Here is a 21,601-nt window from a genome sequence, read left to right as displayed (position 1 = left end):
TGCATTACCTCTGGTTCGTCTCGGGTCAGACCGTCAGCACGGTGCAGGCACTGATGCCCGGCGCGCCGTACACGTGGGTGAAGCCGACACGCGGATCGCCCGGCACTTGGCGTTCGCCGGCTTCGCCACGTAGCTGAGTCACGATCTCGTGCACCTGGCGCAGACCGGAGGCTCCGATGGGTTCTCCGTTCGCGATGCAACCGCCGTCGGTGTTGATCGGCAGGCGCCCGCCGATGTCGGTTTCTCCGGCCGCGATCATGGCTTCTTGCTCTCCGGGCTCACAGAAACCGCATTCGGCCATGTGCATGATTTCGGCACCGCTCTCGGTGTCCTGCAGCTGCGCGACGTCGACGTCACCCGGAGCGATACCGGCCTGCTCGAAGGCCGCACGTGCCGCGTCGGCGCTGACACTGGTCGGTTCGCCGGCCCCCTGAACGGAGGGGCTGAAGACCTCGAAGGACCCGAATCGGCGGGTCCGGTGGGTGATAGCGGCAATCTTGATCGGCCGACCGGTAGCTCGCGCGACGTAGTCCTCGCCGGCGACGACGATCGCGGCTGCTCCCTCACCAGGTGAACAGAACATGTACCGCGTGAGTGGATCGTTGACCATGTCGGCTTCGGCGATCGTCGTGGCATCCATGGCCTCGCGACGCCAGGCGTTGGGGTTGAGAACTCCGTTACGGTAGGCCTTTTCGGCGACCAGGGCCAGCGTCCGACTCGAGATGTCGTGCTGACGCATGTAGCGAGAGATCTTGGCACCGAAGAACTGGGTGGTCACCATCAGACCGGCCTCGCCGTAGCCGTCGGGTAGTCCCCACTCCGCCGGTCGTGGGTCGAACGCGCCACGCGGATGTTTGTCGAATCCGACTGCGAGCGCGACGTCCGCGGAGCCCGAGCGCACAGCGTTGACGGCCGAGAACAACGCGCTTCCGCCTGTTGCGCAACCGTTCTTGACGTTGGTGAACGGAATTCCGGTGAAACCCAGTTCGGCAACGAGAGTATCGGCCAGGCCCGAGCCGTCACTGCCACCGAACGCGACCTGAACGTCCGGCCAGGCCAGACCGGCATCGCGCAACGCGTTGCCGATCGCGGTGACGGCCATCTGGCGGCCGGACACTCCTGGCTGGCGGCCGAACTTGGAGAGACCGGCACCGATGATCGAAACATTCTGTGTCACTGCGTGATTCCTGTCGATTCCGGTTGCGTGCCGAGCGCGTCGACAGCGAATCGGGGCACCGGCGCGGTGGACGTCAGACGCACCGGTGCCCCATCCAGTTCGTCGAAGCTCTCACAGTCGATGATCGCTTCGATCTTGATGCCCTCGGGCAGTTCCACGTAGCCGACGGCGAAGGGAACGAACCCGCCGACCGGTGGCACGTAGGGAGGAGACTTGGGCGAGAAACGCTGAATCGTATAGGCCCACAGGGTGCCTCGCGTACTCAACGTGATGTTCTCCGCAGTGGGTGTGGCGCACCTGCTGCACATCGCACTCGCGGGGAAAGCCACGGTACTGCACACAGTGCACTTGCTGCCCTCGAGTGCGACGGCCGTTGCCTGCTCCATTGATGCTGCCTTTCGGGCTGTTCGGTCAGAACGCGGACGTGGTGCGGATCAGCGCCCGACCCACTTGGGCTCACGCTTCTCGAGGAATGCGGTGACGCCCTCCTTGCCGTCCTCGGACTGGAGCGCATTGCCGACTGCGAGATGCTCCATGACCATGAGCGACTGGATGTCTGCATCCAGACCGCGGTCGATGCACATCTTGGTCAGCTTCATCATGAACGGGCTCTTGTCAGTGAGGTTCCCGATGAACTCGTCGACGGTCTTGTCGAGGTCCTCGGCCGGCGCGGACGCATTGATCAGGTCGAAGTCGACGGCCTCGGTGCCCGAGAGCAGCTTGCCGGTGAGCATCAGTTCCTTGGTCTTCCGGATGCCGATCATGCGGGGCAGGCGGTAGATGGGGCCGGCACCACCGAACAATGCACGGCGGATGTGGAAGTCGCCAATTCTTGCGTCGTCGGCCGCGATAGCGAAGTCGCACGAGATCATCAGTTCGAAGCCACCGGCGGTGACGTAACCCTCGAGCACCGCAACGGAGGGAGTGTTCATGGAGTACAGACGATCGCACACCTTCGCCGACAGGACGGCGACGTCCATGGCGGTGGTGGTGCCGATGAAGTCCGACAGCAATTCGTCGAGGTCGAAGCCCGAGCAGAAGGTGTTGTTGACTCCGCGAAGCACGAGAACCTTGAGGTTCGGATCGTTGTCCACCTCGACGATGATCTCGTCCAGACGATGCAGCAGCTCTACCGTGACAGCGTTCTTCTTGTGCGGGCGGTTGAGCCAGACGCGAGCGACGTCGCCGTCCTTCTCCAACAGAATGTGGTCGGTGTCGATCATGTGACAGCCTTTCGAGAGTGCAAGTTGAACTGGATTCACTTCAGTATTGATCATCGAGGCGATGGCGTCAATAGCCGATCCCCGGCGACCGCATCAATCGGTCTACACGGCAAGCAAATCGGCGATCCGCGCCCGATGAGCCCGCGAATCACCCTGCAGCGCTTCGTTTCCGAGCACTCGACGGAAGTAGCTGTGCGCCGAGTGCTCCCACGTGAAACCCACTCCCCCGTGCAACTGCACGGCCTCGTGGGCCGCGTGTACCGCGGCATCGCTGCACACCGCACCCGCGACGGCAATCGCCAGCCGGGCCTCGTCGGGATCCTCGTCGTGCACCGCTGCGGCGTACCGGGCGGCCGATCTGGCCCGCTCGAGTTCGACCAGCATGTCGGCCAACCGGTGTTTGATCGCCTGGAACGAACCGATGGGACGGCCGAACTGATGACGCGTCTTGACGTGCTCGAGAGTCATCTGCAGCAGGGCGTCGGCGATACCGGTGTTCTCGCACGCGAGAGCCAGCGTTGCCACGTCCTGTATCCGCGCGATCGCGTCGCCGGCTCCGTCCACCGACACCAACAGCGTCGCGGGGGCACGATCGAACGAGATGTCCGCTTGTCGCCTGGTGGAGTCGACGACGCGTCGATCATGCAGTGCGGAGAAATTGCTAGCGGACACTCCGAAGAGGGCGATGCCGTCCGGGCAGCGGGCACTGACGACCACAAGATCGGCTGCTCCACCTCCGACGACGAACCTCACCCGTCCGCTCAGAACCCACCCGTCGTCGGTCCGGTCGGCATCGACGTCGTCGGACTCGGCAGACAGTGCGCTCACTGCCGCAACCGTGCTACCGCCGAGGATGTCCTCGAGCAGGTCCGAGTTGCCCGCCTCCATCATGACGCGAACGCCGACGGCCGCATGCTGATAGACGGGTTCGACCGCCAGAGCGCGACCGCATTCTTCGACGATGATGCCGAGCTCGACCATGCCGTAGCCGAGCCCACCCAACTCCTCCGGCACAGCCATGGCGGTCACCGACATGTCGTCGACCAGGCGTTTCCACAGTTCGACCGAGTAGCCAGGGGCAGAGTCCGCAGACGCGCGCACCTGCTCGATCGTGGAGTACTTCGCGAGGACTCCACGGATGGCCTCGCGTATCTCGGCTTGTTCGCTGCCGGGCGTCAACGCCGACGGCTCCGAACGAGGCCAGGGGGCTTGTGCGTCGCGGTGAGATGATGACATGTCGCTCCACTCGAGTTGAATTCAGTTCTTTCTCGAACCATAACCGCTCGAACCCTCGACAAACAGGGTTTACCTGAACTAAGTTCACTTCATGTCATTGAAGATTGTGGAGTACTACGCCACCTTGGATGCCGGGCACCTGGACGACGCGGTGGCGATGCTGTCCGAGGATGTCGAATATTCGATGGTCTTGCCCAGCGGGACGAGTCGAAAGACCGGACGAGCCGCGATGCTCGAATACCTGTCCGGTAGACCCCCCGTCGACCGCAAGCACCGAGTTCTCCGATCTGCCGTCGACCAGGACCTGCAGTTCGCACACGGTGCAGTGACCGAAGGCGACCGGACCACGGGCTACTTCGTCGGAACCATGCACGTCCGCTCGGACGGCCTGATCGACCGCTACCAGGTCTCGTTCGACACCGAATTCGACCTACTCGTCACCGATGCAGGAGAAGGCCGATGAACTCCGACACGCGCCCGACCCCCACTCTGCTCCGCTGGTTCGAATACATGGATTCCGACGACCCGGATCGGGTCCTGACCATGATCACGGCGGACTTCCGTATGTCCGTGCAGTTTTCCAAGGGACACGGCGAGGCAGCCGAGTTCGTGGGCGACCGCGACGGGCTCGTCGCCTACCTCCAGCAACGCGAGAAGAGCACCCTGATTCATCATCTCGATCGCGGTGCATCCGTCGACGGCACCGAGATGGTGCTGGGACGGACCACCCGCGACGGAGCCTTCGAGGCGTCGTTCAACGCCTCGGCCCAACTCGACGACAACGGGCACGTCCGACGGTTGCTCATCGCCCGCACGCCGGAATTGGCGTTCGACTAGGAGCCGATCGGCTCGCGAAACAGAGAAGAAAAGAGCGAGATGCCTGAGCAAGCACTGATTTTCGAGGCCATCCGTACCCCGAGAGGCAAGGGGCGCAACGGATCGCTGCACGGCACCAAGCCGGTGGACCTCGTCGCGGGGTTGATCACCGAACTCCGGGCTCGATTCCCCGATATGGATCCGGCCGACATCGACGACGTCATCCTCGGCGTCGTCTCACCGGTCGGAGAACAGGGCGCGGTCATCTCGCGCGCAGCCGCATTGGTGGCGGGCCTCCCGGAATCGGTCCCCGGCACCCAGATCAATCGTTTCTGCGCGTCCGGGCTCGAAGCGACCAACCTGGCCGCCCAGAAGATCGCGTCCGGCTGGGACGATCTGGTGATCGCCGGCGGCGTCGAGTCGATGTCTCGGGTACCGATGGGCAGCGACGGCGGTGCCTTGTTCACCGACCCGGCCACCGCATACGACCTCTACATCGTTCCGCAGGGAATCGGTGCCGACCTGATCGCGACGGTCGAGGGCTTCTCCCGTCACGACGTCGACACCTACGCGGCGGAGTCCCAACGACGCGCCGAGGCAGCCTGGAGTGCAGGCTATTTCAAGAAATCCGTCGTTCCGGTCGAGGACTTCAACGGCGTCACCCTGCTCGACCACGACGAGCACCGGCGCCCGGGAACCACCACGGACAGCCTGGGCACATTGAAGCCGGCCTTCGCCGCGCTGGGCAAAGCCGCGGGTTTCGACGACGTAGCGCTGCAGAAGTACGTCGACGTCGAACGCATCGATCATGTTCACACCGGCGGTAATTCGTCGGGGATCGTCGACGGTGCCGCCCTGGTTCTCATCGGTAGCGCCGCGGCCGGAGCACGCGCAGGCCTGGTTCCCCGTGGCCGCATCGTGGCCACGGCTCAGGTCGGCAGCGAACCGACGATCATGCTCACCGGTCCGACCCCGGCCACCGTCGCGGTGTTGAAGCGAGCGGGCCTGACCGTGGACGACATCGACGTGTTCGAGCTGAACGAGGCCTTCGCCTCCGTCGTGCTCAAGTGGATGAAGGACCTCGACATCCCGCACGAGAAGACCAACGTCAACGGCGGAGCAATCGCGATGGGCCACCCGCTCGGGGCCACCGGCGCGATTCTGGTGGGCACCGTGCTGGACGAACTGGAACGAACCGGTGGCCGCTACGGCCTGATCACCCTGTGCATCGGCGGCGGAATGGGCGTCGCCACCGTCATCGAACGCCTCTGAACCGCCCATCGTCGACACAGAGAAATACGAGAAAACATGAGCGAGAACATGATCGGATGGGAACGCGGTGCCGACGGCATCGTCGTACTCACGATGGACGACGCAGGCAAGAGCGCGAACACGATGAACGATACGTACATCGCGTCGATGGCCGCCACGGTCGAGCGGCTCGAAGCCGAGAAGGACGACATCACCGGTGTCGTGATCACCTCGGCCAAGAAGTCGTTCTTCGCGGGCGGCGACCTCGACGACATGACGAAAGACCCGGGCGCTGTCGACGAGCGGGACGTTGCGCGCGCCTTGACCGAGCGGATCGACGGCATCAAGAGTGTTCTCCGACGGCTCGAAACCCTCGGCCGCCCAGTGGTGGCCGCGATCAACGGCGCGGCCCTCGGCGGCGGCTTCGAGATTGCGTTGCACACCCACCACCGCATCGCAGCGGATGTGCCGGGCACCCGAATCGGCCTCCCCGAGGCCACGCTCGGATTGTTGCCCGGTGGCGGCGGGATCGTCAGAACGGTCCGATTGATGGGACTCGACGCCGCCCTGTCGAAGGTGTTGACGAAGGGCCAGCAGCACTCGGTGGCCGATGCGAAAAAGCTCGGGCTGATCGACGCCACCGTTGCCGCTGTGGACGAGTTGATTCCGGCTGCGAAGGCGTGGATCGCCGAGAACCCGTCGGCTGTGCAGCCATGGGACGTCAAGGGTTTCGAGATACCCGGTGGCGGACCGAGCGATCCTGCCGTCGCTCAGAATCTTCTGGCCGCCACGGCGCTGCTACGCAAGCAGCTCAAGGGCGCACCCGCCCCGGCACCGCGGGCGATCCTCGCCGCTGCGGCGGAGTGCGCGTCGGTCGACGTCGACACTGCGGATCGCATCGAAACCCGCTACTTCGTCTCTCTGATGACCGATCGAGTGGCGCAGAACATGATTCGTGCGTTCTTCTTCGACATGCAGACCATCCGACGCGGCACGTCCCGCCCGGCCGGCCACGATACGTTCACCGCCCGTTCGGTGGCAGTCATCGGAGCCGGAATGATGGGTGCCGCGATCGCCTACGTGTGCGCCAAGGCCGGTATCGAGGTCGTATTGAAAGACCTCGACCAGGACGCTGCTGACCGCGGAAAACTCTACGCCGAGAAGCTCGAAGCAAAAGCTGTCGAGCGGGGCTCCACGACCGCCGAGAGGTCGGCGGCACTGCTCGACCGGATCCGGCCGACCGCGGACGCGACCGAGTGCGCCGCAGTCGATCTCGTGATCGAAGCCGCATTCGAGTCCGTGGAGGTCAAGACTGCGGTGTTCGGGGAGCTCGACGGTATCGTTCCCGCCGAAACCGTCCTCGGCTCCAACACCTCTCAGCTTCCCATTTCTATCCTGGCCGACGGCGTGAGCCGACCCGAGAATTTCATCGGAATCCACTTCTTCTCCCCCGCCGACAAGATGCCCCTCGTCGAAATCGTCCGTGGCCGGCAGACTTCCGATGCGACCGTGGCGAAGGTCGTCGACTTCGTGTTCCAGATCGGTAAGACGCCCATCGTCGTCAACGACAGTCGAGGCTTCTTCACCTCGCGAGTGATCGGCGCGTTCCTCGACGAAGCGATGGCCGCGGTCGGCGAGGGCGTCAACCCGGTCTTCGTCGAACAGGCAGGAGCGCAGGCCGGCTACCCCGTCCCGCCGCTGCAATTGATGGACCAGGTGACCTTGTCCCTGTCGCAGAAGATCCGCAAGGAGAACGAACGCGCGCTGGTGAGCGAAGGCAGCCCGCCTCGCCGACACGGCTCCGATGCGGTGATGGACAGGATGGTCGATGAACTCGACCGCCTCGGTCGCGCCGGCGGCGGCGGTTTCTACAGCTACGACGAATCGGGTGCGAGAACCGGGATCTGGCCGGGCGTGCGCACGTCGTTCGACTCGGGCTCGACTCGAATTCCGTTCGTGGACATGCAGGAACGGATGCTGTTCGCCGAGGCGATCGAGGCGGTCAAGTGCCTCGACGAAGGTGTGTTGACGAGCGTGGCCGACGCGAACATCGGGTCCTTGCTGGGCATCGGCTTCCCGCCGTGGACCGGGGGCGTGATCCAGTACATCGACCAATACGACGGCGGGCTGTCCGGCTTCGTCGACCGAGCACGCGAGTTGGCATCGAAGTACGGGGCTCACTTCGAGCCGCCGCAGTCGTTGGTGAACAAAGCACTACGCGGAGAGCGCGTCCATACACTCGTGTCCTGAACGAAAAGAGAATGCTGTGAATGCAGTACGTCGATCGGTGATGTCCGTCGGGATCGCAGCGGTGACCGTCGTCGCTGCGGCGTGCGGGCAATCCTCGCAGGAAGCCGGATCCGCACCGGTGCAGGGCACGTGGGACGACGTCGTGGCTGCGGCCGACGAGGAAGGAACCGTGTACCTGTACTCCAGTCAGCATCCCGAGAACCTCGCGCTACTCGAGACAGCCTTCGAGTCGAAGTATCCCGACATCGATCTCGAGTTCACGCGGGGCAGTGACGTCGAGCTCAACCCGCGAGTGGAGACCGAAGCCCGCACCGGCCGTGGAACTGCCGACGTACACATGTCGACCGATGCCGCATGGATCACGAATGCGTCCGAATCGGGTACCTACTCGACGCCGGTGGTCGGGCCGGCCTTCGACGACCCTGCGTACGCTCGGTCGACGAGCATGCTGAACGACACGTTCTTCCTCACGAGTGCAGCGATATTCGCACTCGGGTGGAACACCGATGCCGTTCCTGCCGGGCTGTCGTCCCCGCAGGATCTGTTGGATCCGAAGTTGAAAGGCCGGCTGGGCGTCGTGAATCCCGCGGGGTTCGCCGCCGTCGTCGACGAGTATCGCTTCTTCGATGAGAACTGGACCGGTGGCGGCTTTCTGGACAAGCTCGCCGCGCAGGAACCGCGGGTGTACCCGGGCACGTTGGCCGTGGCGCAGGCATTGAGCTCGGGCGAGATCGCCGCGTCGCCGATGGTTCCCCCACTGGTGCGGGAGAAGGTCGCAGGTGCACCGGTCGACTGGACACTTCCCGATCCGGCGTGGGGTGCGCCGTACTACTCCCACGTGCTGTCGTCGGCTCCGCATCCCAACGCCGCGCAAGTGCTGGCCGACTTCATGGTGTCGGCCGAGGGGCAACGCGCCCTGTCGAAGGGGTACGGCAGCGCACTGCCCGATGTCGAGAACTCGGTCGGGTCGGCCCAAGACATTTCGCTGCCCGATTCGGATTCACTGACGCCCGAGAAGGTCTCGCAGTTCCAACAGGAATGGGAAAGCAAGTTCAACTGAACGTCGGTGGATGTGGTGGCCCGGTTCGCCACTATCGCGGTGCCACATCCACCAGCACTCGCACCTGCGGTTCGGCCGTCAGATGGGAGGCGATCGCGGTCCTGATGCGGTGCTCGGGCACCGTCAGTCTCTCCGTCTCCTGGGAGGCATACTCCGACCAGTTCTCGAAGGTGCACAGCTCGACGAATGTCGCTCTGGTGCTGGACATCTGCGCACAGGACCACCGTACGGCCCCGAGTCGGAGTCTGGACGATCGCAGGCGTCCGACATCGTCGACGAACTGTGCCAGCTTTTCCGGATCGACGACATACGTCGTTTCGACGGTTATCCGGCGACCGTCGAATTCGGTCGAGAGTACCGGCGGACCTGCTCCTCCCGACAGATCCGGTGCTATCGATTCGCTCGGCAGAATTCCCCGTCGGAGAATCTCTACTGCGGAGACGGACATGATCGCCGCCGAGACGATCACTGCTGCAACGAGACCGACTGCGTCGGCCAGAAACCCCCACAGGAGGGCCCCTACTGCCTGACTGCCTTGAAAGGTCAGCATCACGAATGCGATGACACGCGACTTGATCCACTTCGGCATCACAGCGTGGGTAGCGATCATCCAGGTGCTCTGGATCGCAACCCACGCCGCACCCACGATGACCAGCAGTACGAAGACCACACTCACCGACGGCACGAGCACGATGCCCGCAAGTACCGCCGCATACGCAATCGAACCGATCGCTACGAACGTGTTCCAGCTCAACCGTGCACGGAGAGGCATCAGTGCGACGGTCCCGGCCACCGCACCGATCCCGATGGCACCCGAGAGAACACCGAACTGAACCGACGATGCATGTAGTCGTTCGTATGCCACCACTGGCAGCAACGCCCACAGGGCACTGGCCGGAATTCCGAACGTGATGACGCGCAACAACAGTCGCCGAGTCCACCGCGAGTGGCGAATGAACCGCACACTCACCCCGACAGCGCGGTGCACGGATTCGGTCTTGGGCTTCTTACCGGACTCGGGCGGCACCTGAGTGAGCGCCACGACGACACAGACTGCGAACAGCGCGGCAACGGTCGCGAATGCACCGCTCGAACCCCACCATGCGAGTATCGCGCCCCCGATCACCGGTCCGACTGCGCGCGCCCCGTTGAAAATGGCACCGTCGATTGCAGGAACGACCGCCATCATGTCGGCAGGGACCAGATGAGGGAGTAGGGCCTGCCACACGATTGCCACCGACGCGAGCCCGCACCCGGCGAGAAACACCGCTGTCATCAACGCCGGCGTGGAGGACAGGCCGAGGAGTTGCAACGCCGTCATGACGATCGACGCCACCAGCAGGACGATAGCGGTGCCCGCGAGCAACAACCGATGACCGGCGAACTCCGCGATGGCCCCGATCGGTAGAGCAAGAAGAAAGAACGGCACACTGGCGGCGAACTGGACCGAGGAGACCACCAGCGCGGACTCCCCCGACTCGGTGAGCGTCCACTGGGCAGCGAGAACCAGGATCCACACGCCCACACTGGCGCTCAGCTCGAAGCCCAGCATCCGGCGCAACTTCGGAATACGCATCGGCGCAAAGAAACTGATGTGATTCGACGATTTCACCTGTGTCACCTTTCGGACGCGGCCTACACTTGAACCTAATTCAGTTGTGGAAAGATTGTCGCGTTTTCCGCATCACCCGATTCGAAGGGACGTCATCGAAGACCATGATCAGTCGAGTACTCTGCCTCGCCGCCCGTCCCAGCGGAAAACTCACGACCGAGCATCTGGAGCTGGCGGACATCCCGCTCGCTCCACTGCTCGATGGCGAAGTGCTGGTGCGAAATACGTGGCTGTCGATCGATCCGTCGATTCGACTGCGCCTCGGCGACTCGGCACCGTCGGGATATCTGCCACCGCTCCGAATCGGAGATGCGTTGGTGGGGTTGGCACTCGGCGTCGTCGTCGAATCACGGGACGAGAACTTTCGGCCGGGAGATCTGGTGTCGCACATGTACGGCTATCGCGACTTCGCAGTGGTCTCTGCCACCGCCGGCGGATTGGGTGGCGCGGGCACCCTCACCAGAATCGATACCCAGGACTGGCCCCCACAGTGGTTCCTGGGTCCGCTGGGCAGTTCCGGGCTCACGGCCTATGTCGGCCTCTTCGAGGTGATGGACATTCGATCGTCCGATACCGTCTGGATCTCGGCCGCGGCAGGAGCAGTCGGCAGTATCGCTACCCAGCTCGCCGCCCACCACGGCTGCACGGTGATCGCTTCCGCAGGCAGCCGGCGCAAGGCCGATCATCTGGTCGATGCCCTGGGAGCCTCCCGCTCGTTCGACTACCACGACGGCGACCTGGACAACCTTCTCGCGCTCGCTGCCCCGGACGGAATCGACGCATACTTCGACAACGTCGGCGGTTCTCACTTCACCGCTGCACTCGACGCACTTCGACCCGAGGGACGCGTCGCGATGTGCGGGGCAATCTCCACCTACGAAACATCGAACACGTTGCCGTCGAACCTGTTTCAGATCACAGCCAAGAGCTTGTCGGTACGAGGATTTCGAGCCGGCTCATTCGGCCATCTCTACGACACGATGCGATCCACCGTCGGAAGCCGACTGGTCGACGGAACCATGATCTACGAGGAGTCCGTCTACGACGGCCTCGAGCAGTCATCCACCGCACTGGTCGACCTACTCAACGGACGAACGAGCGGAAAGACACTCTGCCGGTTGTGAACTTCTGACGCACAGCTTCAGAGCCGTCCGGCGTTCGACCGCACGACGCGCGGCGGCGTCCATTGCTCGCTCAGGGCATCCTCGGTCGGTTGATAGATCCTCAGGACCAAGAAGAACGGATGCTGGGGTGCCGGAAGCCAGGCGTGGTCGGGACTGTCGGTTGTGGGCGGCGATGCACTCACCGTGATCGTCGACGGTCCTGCGGCTGCGTCGTCGCCATTGACCGCCGATCCCGCCGAGTGCTTCTTCTCGGGCGCGTCGTACAACCAGCCGGTTTCTGCGTCGTACAACGTGATGCTCCAAAAGGCCTGCGCTGGCGGGGAATTGATGAACTCGATGTGGTATTCGTCGCCGGCTTCGCACGTCAGTCGCTGTCCGTCGTCGTCGACATAGGTGTTGTACGAGCAGTTCTCCTCGACAACGTTCGCGCCGAGACCGACGTAGTTCATGACCGCACGTGCAAAGAAGTTGTGCCCGTGGGCACCTTTGCCGAGCACCCGGGTCCAGCCGGATTCGGTGCGACGCCCCAGCAGCGATCGAGACCGGGACAACATCGTCATCGCGGTTTCGAAGCCCTGTTCCATGCCTTTCCGTGTGGCCTCATCGAGGTCGTGCACAGAGAAGGTGCCAGTACCAACACCGAGCTGTCGGAATTGGTGCACGTGGGCTACGTCGGTGAACGGGACTCCGTTCACTGCCAACGACACATCGAGGGCAGTGAAGAACGCCGCCGACGAGACTTCGACCGAACGAGCATCGACCACCGGCCACGCGTGTGCCGACGCGGTCGGTACGTCGATCGTGACCGCATCCTGCAGACTGTGCACGGTCGGCAGGTCCGAATCTCCGAACGCCTGTATCCGCATCAACAGCCACATGATCGGTGTGGCGACTCTGAACACCTCGATACCTTCGGGAACCGAACCGGTCCAGTCCGAACACGCCAGGAACAACGCGCGCGGCTGTTCGGGGTGCGTACGCCGACTGACATTGCTGGCGTTGCTGTAGGCGTCCAGGAAATTCAGCGTGTAGTACCGACTACCGAAATCGGGAAGAACGATGACAATCGGCCCATCCGAAAGGTCCAGCCAAGCATTGGAATACAGCGTGTCGACATTGGGGACCCGGAAGGCCTGGAACTCCGCGCCGGCAATCGTCCGTTCGTGGACCAGCGAATTGGTCGCCCACCGTTCGCCGTCTGCAGCCGGGGCGCACGCGTCACACATGCCAGCGTATTGGTACACCGATGGCAGACCGTAGACCACCGCGTGCATTGCCAGTGATTGTGCCCAGCGCTGCCGGTCCAGTGCGTCCGACGGGTGTACATCCGCCGCATCGGTTGCAGCGATCTGATCGGCCGAACTCGGGTCGTACGTTCGCATCGGTGAAAAGTCCCTTCTCGCAGACGCTGTCGCTGATCCGAACACCAGTCGCGTTCTTTGTTTGCGGCCTCTCGGCGCGTCGAAGCCGTGGACAGCCACTGGAAAGTGATTGACATCACGCAGCATAGCTGCTGAACTGAGGTCAGTTCAAACAGGAGGACAATACATGCGACATTCGGTCCGGACGAAACACATGATCATCGCGATACTCGTCGCCACATCGACCGTCGCGCTCAGCGCGTGCGGATCGTCGGGCGGAGACACTGCATCGGTGGAAGGAAACTGGGAAGACGTAGTGTCGGCGGCCGAAGAGGAAGGCTCGGTGACGCTCTATTCGAGCCAGAACACCACCATCCTCGACAGCGTCAAAGCCGCGTGGAATGCGAAGTATCCCAACATCACTCTCGAATACGTGCGGGGTACCGACGCGGATCTCAACCCACGCGTCGAGGTCGAGAACAAGACCAAGAAGGGGATTGCCGACGTCCATGTCGTGACCGATACCGCGTGGATCGCCTCCGCTGCGGAGTCGGGCAATTACTCCCAGGAATTACGCGGCCCTGGTTTCGACAACCCCGATTACGACCGGGACTCCAGCATCAAGAACAACCGCCTGTTCCTGAACGTCGCGGCTACCTTCGGAATGGGCTGGAACACCGATGCGGCCCCGAACGGCCTGACCGATCCTCGTGATGTTCTCGACCCCGAATACAAAGGGCGCGTGGGCGTTGTCAGCCCTGTGGGCATTGCATCCTACGTCGATCTCTACAGCTTCTACCGACAGAATTTCGGCGACGATTTTCAGGAACGGCTCGCCGCACAAGAGCCGAGAATTTACCCCAGCGCCCTCGTGCTCGCGCAGGCACTGACCTCCGGCGAAGTTGTCGTGGCCCCGATGGTGCAGCCACTGGTTCAAGAGGTGGCGAGCGGCGCACCGGTTAACTGGGCTCTTCCTGAACCTTCATGGGGAACCCCTTACTACGGGCACGTCACTGCAGTCGCGCCACATCCGAATGCGGCTCAGCTTCTGGCCGACTTCCTGGTCAGCACAGAGGGACAGACCGCGCAGGCCATCGGAGTAGCAACAGCACTGCCCGGCATTGCCGGGGCGACCGCCGACGCACACGACGTCCAGGCTCCCGACCCCGAACAATTGACCAAGCAGTACGTCGACCAACAGTCTGCGGAGTGGGAACAGCAGTTCGTGAGCTAGCGCCCTGCAGCCCAGTAGAACCGAGCGCAGGCCGTGACGGGATCACACCGTCACGGCCTGCACTCTTTCCCATCACGGCGATGAGGCAGACCAGACGACAAAACTCAGGGAGAGCAGCCCGAGGCTCGGAATCAACACTGCAATGACGTGAGCACGTAAGGGGAACACCACCCTGCTGTCCTCCGCGGTACGTCCGGCCCTCACTCGCGCGATCCAACCCGAGGCCAGCAAAGCCGCGGCACCGAAACCGACGAGGACTGCCAGCGCTATCAACGCAGGTTGGCGCGTGTGCGAGCTCAGGCGTATGCCGATCACTGCACACACGGCCACGGCCGATTCCGTACGGACCCAGGCCAACTGGGTTCTCTCTACTTGGAGGCCTCCGTCTCCCAGTTCCCCACCCGGCCGTGAAGTTGGGGGCTCGCCCCGACGTCGACGGGTCATCGCAGGACTGACCACAGCACCAGAACCCCGACCGCCGCGAGGACGAAAGCCAACGGCAGGGCAATACGAGGAGAAGGAAGAGCCTCGGACTTACGCATACTCTTCTCGGTGCGCGCCCAGCCCCACCATGCGTGCAACGGAACTCCGATCGACGACACGATCAGCATCGCCGAGGCCACCACACTCGGCACGGACCCGCCACCGATATCGAATACTTGCAGAGCTACCCCCGCTGCCATCAATGCCAGCGACGTTCGAATCCACGCCAGGTAGGTTCTCTCGTTCGCGAGACTGAAGCGCGGATCGGGCTCGGCTCCAACGGAATACACCGAGCGAGGAAACCTTCCAGGCCTGTCGTTTGTCACATCGACCTCTCGAACTCCGCTGCAATCGCAGCATCGCCGTGTCCGAACCTCTGCGTATCACGCCCTCCGATACACCCACCAGGCTACAGTCAAGGTGAATTCAGTTCACATAAGGGGTCCTATGCCGAACCGCACCCAGCCGGAACAAACCGACCTGCGCGACGATGCGAGCGCGCTCCAGGTCTGGGGATTCCCGGTGATCTTTGCCCAACGCCTCCGGCTGCGGTTCACCGATCCAGCGAATCCGCACGCGCAGCGACCTCCCGCGTCGGCCGGCGCTCCTCTGAATACCCTGGGACACCAACGAGAATTGTCGAATCCCGCGCTGACCGCGGGTGTCGCCCCGAATGTCGACACCCTGTACTCGTTGGCCTTCGTCGACCTCGATTCCGGCACCTTCGAGCTCCGGCTGCCGGACTTCGCCGATCGCTACTACAGCGTGCAGATCGGTGAGGCGGACTCGTCCACGAACACGGTCATCGGTCGGAGGACTCATGGGTCCCGTATCCCTCCGGTCACGTTGTACCGACAGGCATCGAAGCCTGCGAACACGGAGAATGCGGACGGATGGATTGCGTGTCGGTCGAGATTCGTGATGATCGCGATTCGGATTCTGGTCGATCCATCCCGACCCGGAGACGTACTCGCGGTCAACGGATTACAACAGCACATCGTTCTGACCGGTCCGCCTGCACCACCGACTGCGCATGCGGAGCTCGCCCTCTGCACTGTCGAACGTTCTGACGAACTGCAGCGGCCTCGCGAATTTCTCGGTGCCCTCGATCACGCGATCGGAAGCCTCGGCGATTCGGACGTACCGCGCTGGGTCGGGCAGACGCACCGCCGTCTGTTGGACGCACTCGACGCGGCAGCCGACCGTGATGCCGCCGAACGTGAGATCGCAGACGGTCTGCGATCCGGCTCGGAAGACATTGCTGCACAGGTCAAATCGATGGGTCGCTCCGTCAACGGCTGGGCGATCAATGATGCAGGTGCGGACTTCGGTGCGAACCATCTCCTGCGAGCCGCCGTCGCCTATTCCCAGATCTACATCAATCCCGCCGCCGAGGCGTCCTACCCGGTATGCGAACAGGACGAAGAAGGCCGTCCACTCGACGGGGCGAACGACTATGCCTTCACTTTCCGGGCCGGCAAATTTCCTCCTGCCGAGTTCTTCTGGTCGATGACCGTCTACCACGCACGCGGACTGCTGTACGCGAACGAACTCGACCGCTACGCCATCACCGACCGCACACCGAATCTGCACTACGACGCGGACGGCTCACTCACCGTCAGGGTGCAAAGTAGTTGCCCGACAAACGGAAACACGGCCAACTGGCTGCCGTGCCCACCCGGTGCCTTCCGGCTGATGCTCAGGCTCTACGGCCCGAAACCGGACAGCCGTTGGTCTCCCCCGCCGGTGGTTCGCCAGCAGTGATCGACGTCCTGCCCATATAGCTCGAAAAGTGCTGCGAGACAACCACCTACGTTCTGACGGGGATTCGTCGAGATTGAGGTCAGCGACGGGTCGCTCTGAATACGTCTACCGGATGCGGAACTCGAAGCCCGCCAACCGCATCCGGAACCGATACCGCCGCGAGGTAGGCCCGCACCGGCTCGTGCAGCTCGGGCGTCAACCGGGCTTGCACCGCGAAGTCCAGCACGTCGTCGCTCGCGGCGGAAAGATCGACCAGCGCATCGAGAGTCACCGTGTCGTCGAGGACGATCTCGGCGTCGACGAATGCTTTCTCGACGTCGGCGCTGAACCACTGCCGATGGCCCTCCAGTGGAGGGGCGAGGACTTCGACGAGTGCGTTGAGCGCGGCCGTCGGCGCAATCGCCACCCACAGTTCGCCGCCGGGTCGCAGCAGGGCGAGCGCGGCACGCAACGTTGCTCGTAAGTCTGCGACGTAGTACATCGAGTGCACGAACATCACGACGTCGAAAGTCTCGTCGACGGGTGCGTCGTCGAACGATGCAACGTACGCGTGGGCGTCGAGGTCGGCGGCCTCGAGCGCCGCCATCGTGGCGGCGAAGAGCTCGGTACTGCCGATCCAGGGGTCGATGCCGACGTACCGGACCGTACGGCCGGGTGCCCGCAGCACCAGGCCCGCTGCAAGCCTGGCATCGAGCGAACCGTCCCCGCAGCCCACCGACAGCACCGAGAGCGGTCCGTTCCCCATCCCGGCCAGCCGATCTGCGAAGTGCTGGGCGATCAGACCGCGCTGATCGGAGAGCATCTCGAAGGCGGCATGGTGCTCGGCGTAGGACTCGGGCGGCAGGCCCGCCAGCGCCTCGGCCCCGCGCCGCATCGCCCGCAATCCGTCGATGAGCACGACGGCAGTGTCGGTCGGCGAATTCGGAGCTATGTTGGACATTGGACCGAGTCAACCATGACGCCCCGTCCGGTGCGTCGTAGTTGGCTTCCTAGGAGGAATCTCGTGAGCAGCGGAGACACAGCCGAACGCAGTCTCGAGCACTGGAGCGAGGCGGGCCGCACGGGTATGGAGGCGTTCTACGCGCTGGCCACCGAGGACTATCACCAGCTGGCGTTGGCAGCCGATTGGCCGACGCTGCTCGCCGGCCGGGCTCACGAGGGCTGGTCGCTACTCGACGTGGCTTGCGGCAGCGGTAAATTCCCCACTGCGCTCCGCCGGTACACCGACCTGTCCGCGGTACCCGAAGTCGCCTACGACCTCCTCGACCCATCCGAATTCTCGGTGGCCGAGGCACGCGGAGCTCTGGCCGCGCCTTTCGTCGCCCGGCACGATCTGGTGATGACGCTGCAGGATCTGCCCGCCGATCACGCAGGCTACGACGTCGTGTGGGCCACTCACGCGCTCTACGCCCTTCCTCCCGCGGAGTTGGATGCCGCAGCCGAAAGATTCGTGGCCGCACTGGCTCCCGGTGGCCTCGGTCTGGTCGCGCAGGCAACGGAGGCATCCCACTACATCGCCTTCTACGATGCCTTCCGCGCCGGCGTGCGCGAAGCGACGCCGTACACGACGGCCGAGCAGGTGCGCGACGCGCTCATCCGCGCGGGCGCGGACGTGCGCGATCAGCGCGTCTCGTACACCACCGGAACGTCCGATCGCGCTGTCGCCGAGGGCTTTTTGCAGCGGTGTGCCTTCGACGACTCCGTGTCACTCGACGAGATGGAGGCGGCCCCCGTGCTCGGCGACTACCTCGCTTCGTGTCGCGACGCGTCCGGTTCCTACACCTTCTCGCACGAGGCGGCCCTGCTGTGGCTCTGAACAACCCGGCAACCAATGAGCTTCTGCCCGAACGCAATCGCGAGGGCGGTATCGACCAGGACTGGGCCGGCAACGATCAGGACTGGTGGGACTGGTACGTCACGTTGGCCGCGAACGACGCCGCACCCGCAGAACTGGTCGACGGTCCCGGCTTGCCCGACATCGACGCGGCGACCGACGATCAAGTCGAGCGTGAACTCACCGAGCCGTACGATCTCGACCCGGCGGCCGTCGATGCATTCGCCCGTCACGCCTTCGTGCGGTTGCCCGCCGTGTTCTCGCCTGCCGTCGTACGTCGACTCGCCGAGCGGCTCGACGAACTACTGCGAGCCGAGCACGGCAATGACGTTGCGGGCCGGTTCACCGCGCTCGAGCAGATGTGGCTCCACGACGACCTGATGCGTGCCGTAGCGCTGTCGCCCCGGATCGGCGGGTTGGCCGCGGCACTGCTCGACGTGCCCGGCGTTCGGCTGTACCACGACAATGCGCTGTCCAAGGAGCCCGGCTGCGGACGCACACCGTGGCACCACGACGCCGAGCACTTCCCGTTGCAGACCACCGACGCCGTCACTGCCTGGATGCCGATGTCGGCAATTCCGGGCCCGATGGGTCCACTGTCGTTCGCGCGCGGACGGGACGTTCTCGGCGAAGTCGCAGACCTCAAATTCGACAAGGTCGGCACCTCCTACGACGAGGCCGTCACCCAGCGTTTCCACACGCGCAAGGTGGCGGTGGAGTCCGAGCCGTTCGCCGTGGGAGACGTATCGTTCCACTCCGCGCTGTGCTTCCACACCGCAGGCCCGAACCGGACGACACAGCCGCGTCGCGCACTGGCCACCACCTACTTCGCCGACGGCACCCGCGTCGTCGAGTCGCCGACCCTGATCAGCGGCACCTGGCGCGAATTCCTCCCCGGCATCGAGCCCGGTGGCCTCGCGAACTCCGAGCTGAACCCGGTGGTGGGCCGCCGCTGATTCGCAGCCGATTCTGCATCGGCAGCAGTTTGAGTGGACGTGCGTACACTGAATCCGGTGGGGACGAAACCTGGACCGGGGAAGAAATCTCGGCGCACGCAGGAGTGGGGTGAGCTCGGCGAGCTCACGTTTCGCGAGTTGGCGTCGGCTGCGGGTGGCGTTCGCGCGGTCCACTCGGCGATTGCACGACGCACGTTCGCTGCCGTCAAACACGGCGTCGGTCCCGCCGCCCTGCCGACGCAACTGATGCACGACGCGATCACCGCCGGCACGTACGCGAGCATCGCGGCCGCCTGCACCGGCGCGGCCAAGATCGTCGGTTCCCTGACCGACGGCTCCCTGGCTTACGGCTCCCTGACCGACGGCGACGACGTGACCGAGGACGACTCGCGGCCGTCGCCGTCGCACACCAGCCGTGGCGCGCAGACCATCGCCGTTCTGAACGGTCTCATCGGCGACGACATGGAGAGAACCGCCCGGGTACTGGCCCATCCGATGTCGATTCGAGTCGGCGGACGCCCCGTACTGCCGGAGTACCGAGCCTTGGCCGCCGGGTTTCCCACCGCGGGAGCGCACCTCGTGGTCTTCGTTCATGGGCTGGTCGAAACGGAATACGCATGGCGGCTCGGTGGGCGGCCCACATACGGAGAGCGGCTGGACGCCGAAGCCGGGACGACCTCGATCTTTCTGCGCTACAACACCGGACGCCGAATTGCAGCCAATGGTGCCGACCTGTCAGACTTGCTGGAGCAGCTTGTACCGGCATGGCCCGTCCGGGTACACCGGATCACGTTGGTCGGACATTCCATGGGCGGGCTGGTCTCACGCAGCGCCGCTCATCACGCCGCCGAAAGCGGTCGCCGATGGGTTGATCTGCTGACGGACGTATTCACTCTGGGGACACCACATCTGGGCGCTCCACTTGCTCACGGCGTCCACGTCGCCGCGGCCGCAATGGCACTCGTACCCGAGACCCGGCCGTTCGCGAACCTACTGGCGCGTCGAAGTGCCGGTATCCGTGATCTGATCCACGGAGCGATCACCGACGAGGACGGTCATGCTCGGTACACCGACAGCTTCGATGTCGGTGCAGCCATGGACATCTCGGTTCCGGAACGGGTGCGTCATCATCACGCGTCCGCGGTCGTCACCGGAAGTCAGCGCAACCCGGTCGGAGTCTTCGTGGGCGACGGTCTGGTCCGTACCGACAGCGCCGGAGGTCGAAACAAGCTCCGCAACATCGGACTTCGACCGGACGACGGTCTCGCGATCTACAGTGCTCACCATTTCACCCTCCTCAACGACGAGAGGGTGTACAGCTGGATGCGGCGCAGCCTGGTCGATAACACTGCAGATCTCGGCCCGGGATTCTGATTCACCAGGTCTGCTCGCGTCGGTTCGCCCGGCTCGACCCGAGTACCGAGGTCAGCTCCGGCCGCTTGGCCGTACGACTGTCCCCCGAGGAGCGTTTACGAATCCGACGAGTCAACCACGGCGCGAGGAACATTCCGGCCCAGGTGAGGTCGGCGCGAACTCGGGAGTGCAGGCGCGGTCTGGCAAGCGGTGCCAACGGAAGATTCCATGCGTCGGTGGCACCCGGTAGACCGAGGGCGTAGGCGGCGGCCGCAGCGAGCCGCGCATGTCCCGTCTCGTTCAGATGCAGTCGGTCCCAACTCCACAGCCGTGGATCAGAGGCCACGTCGCGCTTCTCGAGGTCGATCACCACGACATCAAATTCGGCTGCGACTCTGCGAATCTCGGCGTTGAGCTCGGTCATACGCCTGGCGATGACGGTCCTTCCGGGGACCGGGTGAGCGAGGCGGGGGAACGTCATGGTGATCACGGTGCAGTCGGCCGCTCGGAGCGCGGCGAACATTGCGCCCACTTCACCTGCCACGGTCCGCGCATCGAACTGCGGACGCAAGATGTCGTTGACACCGGCAGCGACGGACGCGACCGTCGGCTTCAACGCCAACGCAGCCGGCAACTGCTCGGCCTTGACCTGCGCGGCTTTACGACCACGTACCGCGAGGTTGGCATAGACGACCCCGTCTGCGCTCTCGGCCATGAGCTCGGCGAGCCGATCGGCCCAACCACGAAAGCCCGTTTCGTCGTTGCCGTCGTTCAGCCCTTCCGTCTGGCTGTCGCCCAGGGCTACGTATCGCAATTGTTTCGTCCGATCCACCACGTCCACCGTTCTTTCACTCGACGTCAATATAC

General features: G+C 64.1%; 21 protein-coding genes. 11 read left to right on the top strand and 10 right to left on the bottom strand.

Going from position 1 to position 21,601, the window contains the following annotated elements; all coding sequences use genetic code 11:
• Positions 1-25 precede the first annotated feature (25 nt).
• The 4 genes from ASH04_RS11885 to ASH04_RS11870 form a co-directional block, all read right to left on the bottom strand.
• Positions 26-1,177: a thiolase family protein gene (locus ASH04_RS11885; RefSeq protein ID WP_057473604.1), complete on the bottom strand. Its 1,152-nt coding sequence runs from the start codon at positions 1,175-1,177 to the stop codon at positions 26-28.
• Entirely contained in the window at positions 1,174-1,563 is a 390-nt protein-coding gene (locus ASH04_RS11880; protein ID WP_032366858.1) for a Zn-ribbon domain-containing OB-fold protein, read from the bottom strand. Before ASH04_RS11880 ends, ASH04_RS11885 begins: the two co-directional genes overlap by 4 nt.
• Positions 1,564-1,611: 48 nt before the next feature.
• Complete coding sequence (locus ASH04_RS11875; protein WP_032366859.1) at positions 1,612-2,400, bottom strand: enoyl-CoA hydratase/isomerase family protein; 789 nt, start codon at positions 2,398-2,400, stop codon at positions 1,612-1,614.
• A gap of 102 nt (positions 2,401-2,502) precedes the next feature.
• Positions 2,503-3,636, bottom strand: coding sequence for an acyl-CoA dehydrogenase family protein (locus ASH04_RS11870; RefSeq protein ID WP_032366860.1), 1,134 nt, complete (start codon positions 3,634-3,636; stop codon positions 2,503-2,505).
• A gap of 91 nt (positions 3,637-3,727) precedes the next feature.
• On the opposite strand from ASH04_RS11870, the gene ASH04_RS11865 reads away from it, so the two are divergent.
• Genes ASH04_RS11865 through ASH04_RS11845 form a run of 5 tightly spaced genes read left to right on the top strand, consistent with a single transcriptional unit; the run spans position 3,728 to position 9,013 of the window.
• On the top strand, positions 3,728-4,099 hold the full coding sequence (locus tag ASH04_RS11865) for a nuclear transport factor 2 family protein (RefSeq protein WP_048317456.1): 372 nt from the start codon (positions 3,728-3,730) through the stop codon (positions 4,097-4,099).
• Complete coding sequence (locus ASH04_RS11860; protein ID WP_057473603.1) at positions 4,096-4,473, top strand: hypothetical protein; 378 nt, start codon at positions 4,096-4,098, stop codon at positions 4,471-4,473. The genes ASH04_RS11865 and ASH04_RS11860 overlap by 4 nt, the downstream gene beginning before the upstream one ends.
• A 39-nt stretch (positions 4,474-4,512) precedes the next feature.
• Positions 4,513-5,724: an acetyl-CoA C-acetyltransferase gene (locus ASH04_RS11855; RefSeq protein ID WP_032366863.1), complete on the top strand. Its 1,212-nt coding sequence runs from the start codon at positions 4,513-4,515 to the stop codon at positions 5,722-5,724.
• A gap of 36 nt (positions 5,725-5,760) precedes the next feature.
• Positions 5,761-7,953, top strand: a complete 2,193-nt coding sequence (locus tag ASH04_RS11850; protein WP_057473602.1) for a 3-hydroxyacyl-CoA dehydrogenase NAD-binding domain-containing protein — start codon at positions 5,761-5,763, stop codon at positions 7,951-7,953.
• Between the two features lie 40 nt (positions 7,954-7,993).
• Positions 7,994-9,013 carry an ABC transporter substrate-binding protein gene (locus tag ASH04_RS11845; RefSeq protein ID WP_057473930.1) on the top strand — a complete coding sequence of 340 codons (1,020 nt, stop codon included), beginning with the start codon at positions 7,994-7,996 and terminating at the stop codon, positions 9,011-9,013.
• 31 nt (positions 9,014-9,044) lie between these two features.
• Here ASH04_RS11845 and ASH04_RS11840 read toward each other — a convergent pair whose 3' ends face one another.
• Positions 9,045-10,625, bottom strand: a complete 1,581-nt coding sequence (locus ASH04_RS11840) for an MFS transporter (RefSeq protein ID WP_057473601.1) — start codon at positions 10,623-10,625, stop codon at positions 9,045-9,047.
• A gap of 104 nt (positions 10,626-10,729) precedes the next feature.
• Between ASH04_RS11840 and ASH04_RS11835 the strand changes: the two genes are divergently transcribed.
• Entirely contained in the window at positions 10,730-11,749 is a 1,020-nt protein-coding gene (locus ASH04_RS11835; protein WP_057473600.1) for an NADP-dependent oxidoreductase, read from the top strand.
• A gap of 17 nt (positions 11,750-11,766) precedes the next feature.
• Here the strand turns inward: ASH04_RS11835 and ASH04_RS11830 are convergent, their stop codons facing one another.
• The gene (locus tag ASH04_RS11830; protein WP_057473599.1) at positions 11,767-13,131 is read right to left on the bottom strand and encodes a DUF1254 domain-containing protein; all 1,365 of its coding nucleotides are present in this window, start codon (positions 13,129-13,131) and stop codon (positions 11,767-11,769) included.
• 166 nt (positions 13,132-13,297) lie between these two features.
• On the opposite strand from ASH04_RS11830, the gene ASH04_RS11825 reads away from it, so the two are divergent.
• Positions 13,298-14,344 (top strand): ABC transporter substrate-binding protein, encoded by a 1,047-nt coding sequence (locus tag ASH04_RS11825; RefSeq protein ID WP_057473598.1) that lies wholly within the window; start codon positions 13,298-13,300, stop codon positions 14,342-14,344.
• A gap of 72 nt (positions 14,345-14,416) precedes the next feature.
• Here ASH04_RS11825 and ASH04_RS11820 read toward each other — a convergent pair whose 3' ends face one another.
• Positions 14,417-14,788 (bottom strand): DUF202 domain-containing protein, encoded by a 372-nt coding sequence (locus tag ASH04_RS11820; RefSeq protein WP_156394533.1) that lies wholly within the window; start codon positions 14,786-14,788, stop codon positions 14,417-14,419.
• A complete protein-coding gene (locus ASH04_RS11815; RefSeq protein WP_230591148.1) occupies positions 14,785-15,117 on the bottom strand; it encodes a YidH family protein in 333 nt (110 codons plus the stop codon). Before ASH04_RS11815 ends, ASH04_RS11820 begins: the two co-directional genes overlap by 4 nt.
• Before the next feature lie 157 nt (positions 15,118-15,274).
• Here ASH04_RS11815 and ASH04_RS11810 point away from each other — a divergent pair, with 157 nt between their 5' ends.
• Complete coding sequence (locus ASH04_RS11810) at positions 15,275-16,591, top strand: DUF1214 domain-containing protein (protein ID WP_057473596.1); 1,317 nt, start codon at positions 15,275-15,277, stop codon at positions 16,589-16,591.
• 79 nt (positions 16,592-16,670) lie between these two features.
• On the opposite strand, the gene ASH04_RS11805 is transcribed toward ASH04_RS11810, so the two are convergent.
• On the bottom strand, positions 16,671-17,531 hold the full coding sequence (locus ASH04_RS11805) for a methyltransferase domain-containing protein (RefSeq protein WP_057473595.1): 861 nt from the start codon (positions 17,529-17,531) through the stop codon (positions 16,671-16,673).
• 63 nt (positions 17,532-17,594) lie between these two features.
• Here ASH04_RS11805 and ASH04_RS26150 point away from each other — a divergent pair, with 63 nt between their 5' ends.
• The 3 genes from ASH04_RS26150 to ASH04_RS11790 are packed head-to-tail and all read left to right on the top strand — an operon-like array spanning position 17,595 to position 20,755.
• Positions 17,595-18,407, top strand: a complete 813-nt coding sequence (locus ASH04_RS26150) for a class I SAM-dependent methyltransferase (protein ID WP_057473594.1) — start codon at positions 17,595-17,597, stop codon at positions 18,405-18,407.
• Complete coding sequence (locus ASH04_RS11795; RefSeq protein ID WP_057473593.1) at positions 18,398-19,381, top strand: phytanoyl-CoA dioxygenase family protein; 984 nt, start codon at positions 18,398-18,400, stop codon at positions 19,379-19,381. Before ASH04_RS26150 ends, ASH04_RS11795 begins: the two co-directional genes overlap by 10 nt.
• A 57-nt stretch (positions 19,382-19,438) precedes the next feature.
• Entirely contained in the window at positions 19,439-20,755 is a 1,317-nt protein-coding gene (locus ASH04_RS11790) for an esterase/lipase family protein (RefSeq protein WP_156394532.1), read from the top strand.
• Position 20,756: 1 nt separating this feature from the next.
• On the opposite strand, the gene ASH04_RS11785 is transcribed toward ASH04_RS11790, so the two are convergent.
• Positions 20,757-21,566, bottom strand: coding sequence for an SGNH/GDSL hydrolase family protein (locus ASH04_RS11785; RefSeq protein ID WP_057473928.1), 810 nt, complete (start codon positions 21,564-21,566; stop codon positions 20,757-20,759).
• Positions 21,567-21,601 lie beyond the last annotated feature (35 nt).

Source organism: Rhodococcus sp. Leaf233 (assembly GCF_001426165.1).
In the GTDB taxonomy this organism is placed as follows: domain Bacteria; phylum Actinomycetota; class Actinomycetes; order Mycobacteriales; family Mycobacteriaceae; genus Rhodococcoides; species Rhodococcoides fascians.
The sequence above is the reverse complement of the archived record's forward strand: the minus strand, read 5'-3'. Positions and strand labels throughout refer to the sequence as shown.

Excerpts from the sequence above, each read along its gene's own strand:
- ASH04_RS11880 (WP_032366858.1), bottom strand. The coding sequence starts at position 1,563 with ATGGAGCAGGCAACGGCCGTCGCACTCGAGGGCAGCAAGTGCACTGTG.
- ASH04_RS11875 (WP_032366859.1), bottom strand. The coding sequence starts at position 2,400 with ATGATCGACACCGACCACATTCTGTTGGAGAAGGACGGCGACGTCGCT.
- ASH04_RS11870 (WP_032366860.1), bottom strand. The coding sequence starts at position 3,636 with ATGTCATCATCTCACCGCGACGCACAAGCCCCCTGGCCTCGTTCGGAG.
- ASH04_RS11865 (WP_048317456.1), top strand. The coding sequence starts at position 3,728 with ATGTCATTGAAGATTGTGGAGTACTACGCCACCTTGGATGCCGGGCAC.
- ASH04_RS11860 (WP_057473603.1), top strand. The coding sequence starts at position 4,096 with ATGAACTCCGACACGCGCCCGACCCCCACTCTGCTCCGCTGGTTCGAA.
- ASH04_RS11855 (WP_032366863.1), top strand. The coding sequence starts at position 4,513 with ATGCCTGAGCAAGCACTGATTTTCGAGGCCATCCGTACCCCGAGAGGC.
- ASH04_RS11850 (WP_057473602.1), top strand. The coding sequence starts at position 5,761 with ATGAGCGAGAACATGATCGGATGGGAACGCGGTGCCGACGGCATCGTC.
- ASH04_RS11845 (WP_057473930.1), top strand. The coding sequence starts at position 7,994 with ATGTCCGTCGGGATCGCAGCGGTGACCGTCGTCGCTGCGGCGTGCGGG.
- ASH04_RS11835 (WP_057473600.1), top strand. The coding sequence starts at position 10,730 with ATGATCAGTCGAGTACTCTGCCTCGCCGCCCGTCCCAGCGGAAAACTC.
- ASH04_RS11830 (WP_057473599.1), bottom strand. The coding sequence starts at position 13,131 with ATGCGAACGTACGACCCGAGTTCGGCCGATCAGATCGCTGCAACCGAT.
- ASH04_RS11825 (WP_057473598.1), top strand. The coding sequence starts at position 13,298 with ATGCGACATTCGGTCCGGACGAAACACATGATCATCGCGATACTCGTC.
- ASH04_RS11820 (WP_156394533.1), bottom strand. The coding sequence starts at position 14,788 with ATGACCCGTCGACGTCGGGGCGAGCCCCCAACTTCACGGCCGGGTGGG.
- ASH04_RS11810 (WP_057473596.1), top strand. The coding sequence starts at position 15,275 with ATGCCGAACCGCACCCAGCCGGAACAAACCGACCTGCGCGACGATGCG.
- ASH04_RS11805 (WP_057473595.1), bottom strand. The coding sequence starts at position 17,531 with ATGTCCAACATAGCTCCGAATTCGCCGACCGACACTGCCGTCGTGCTC.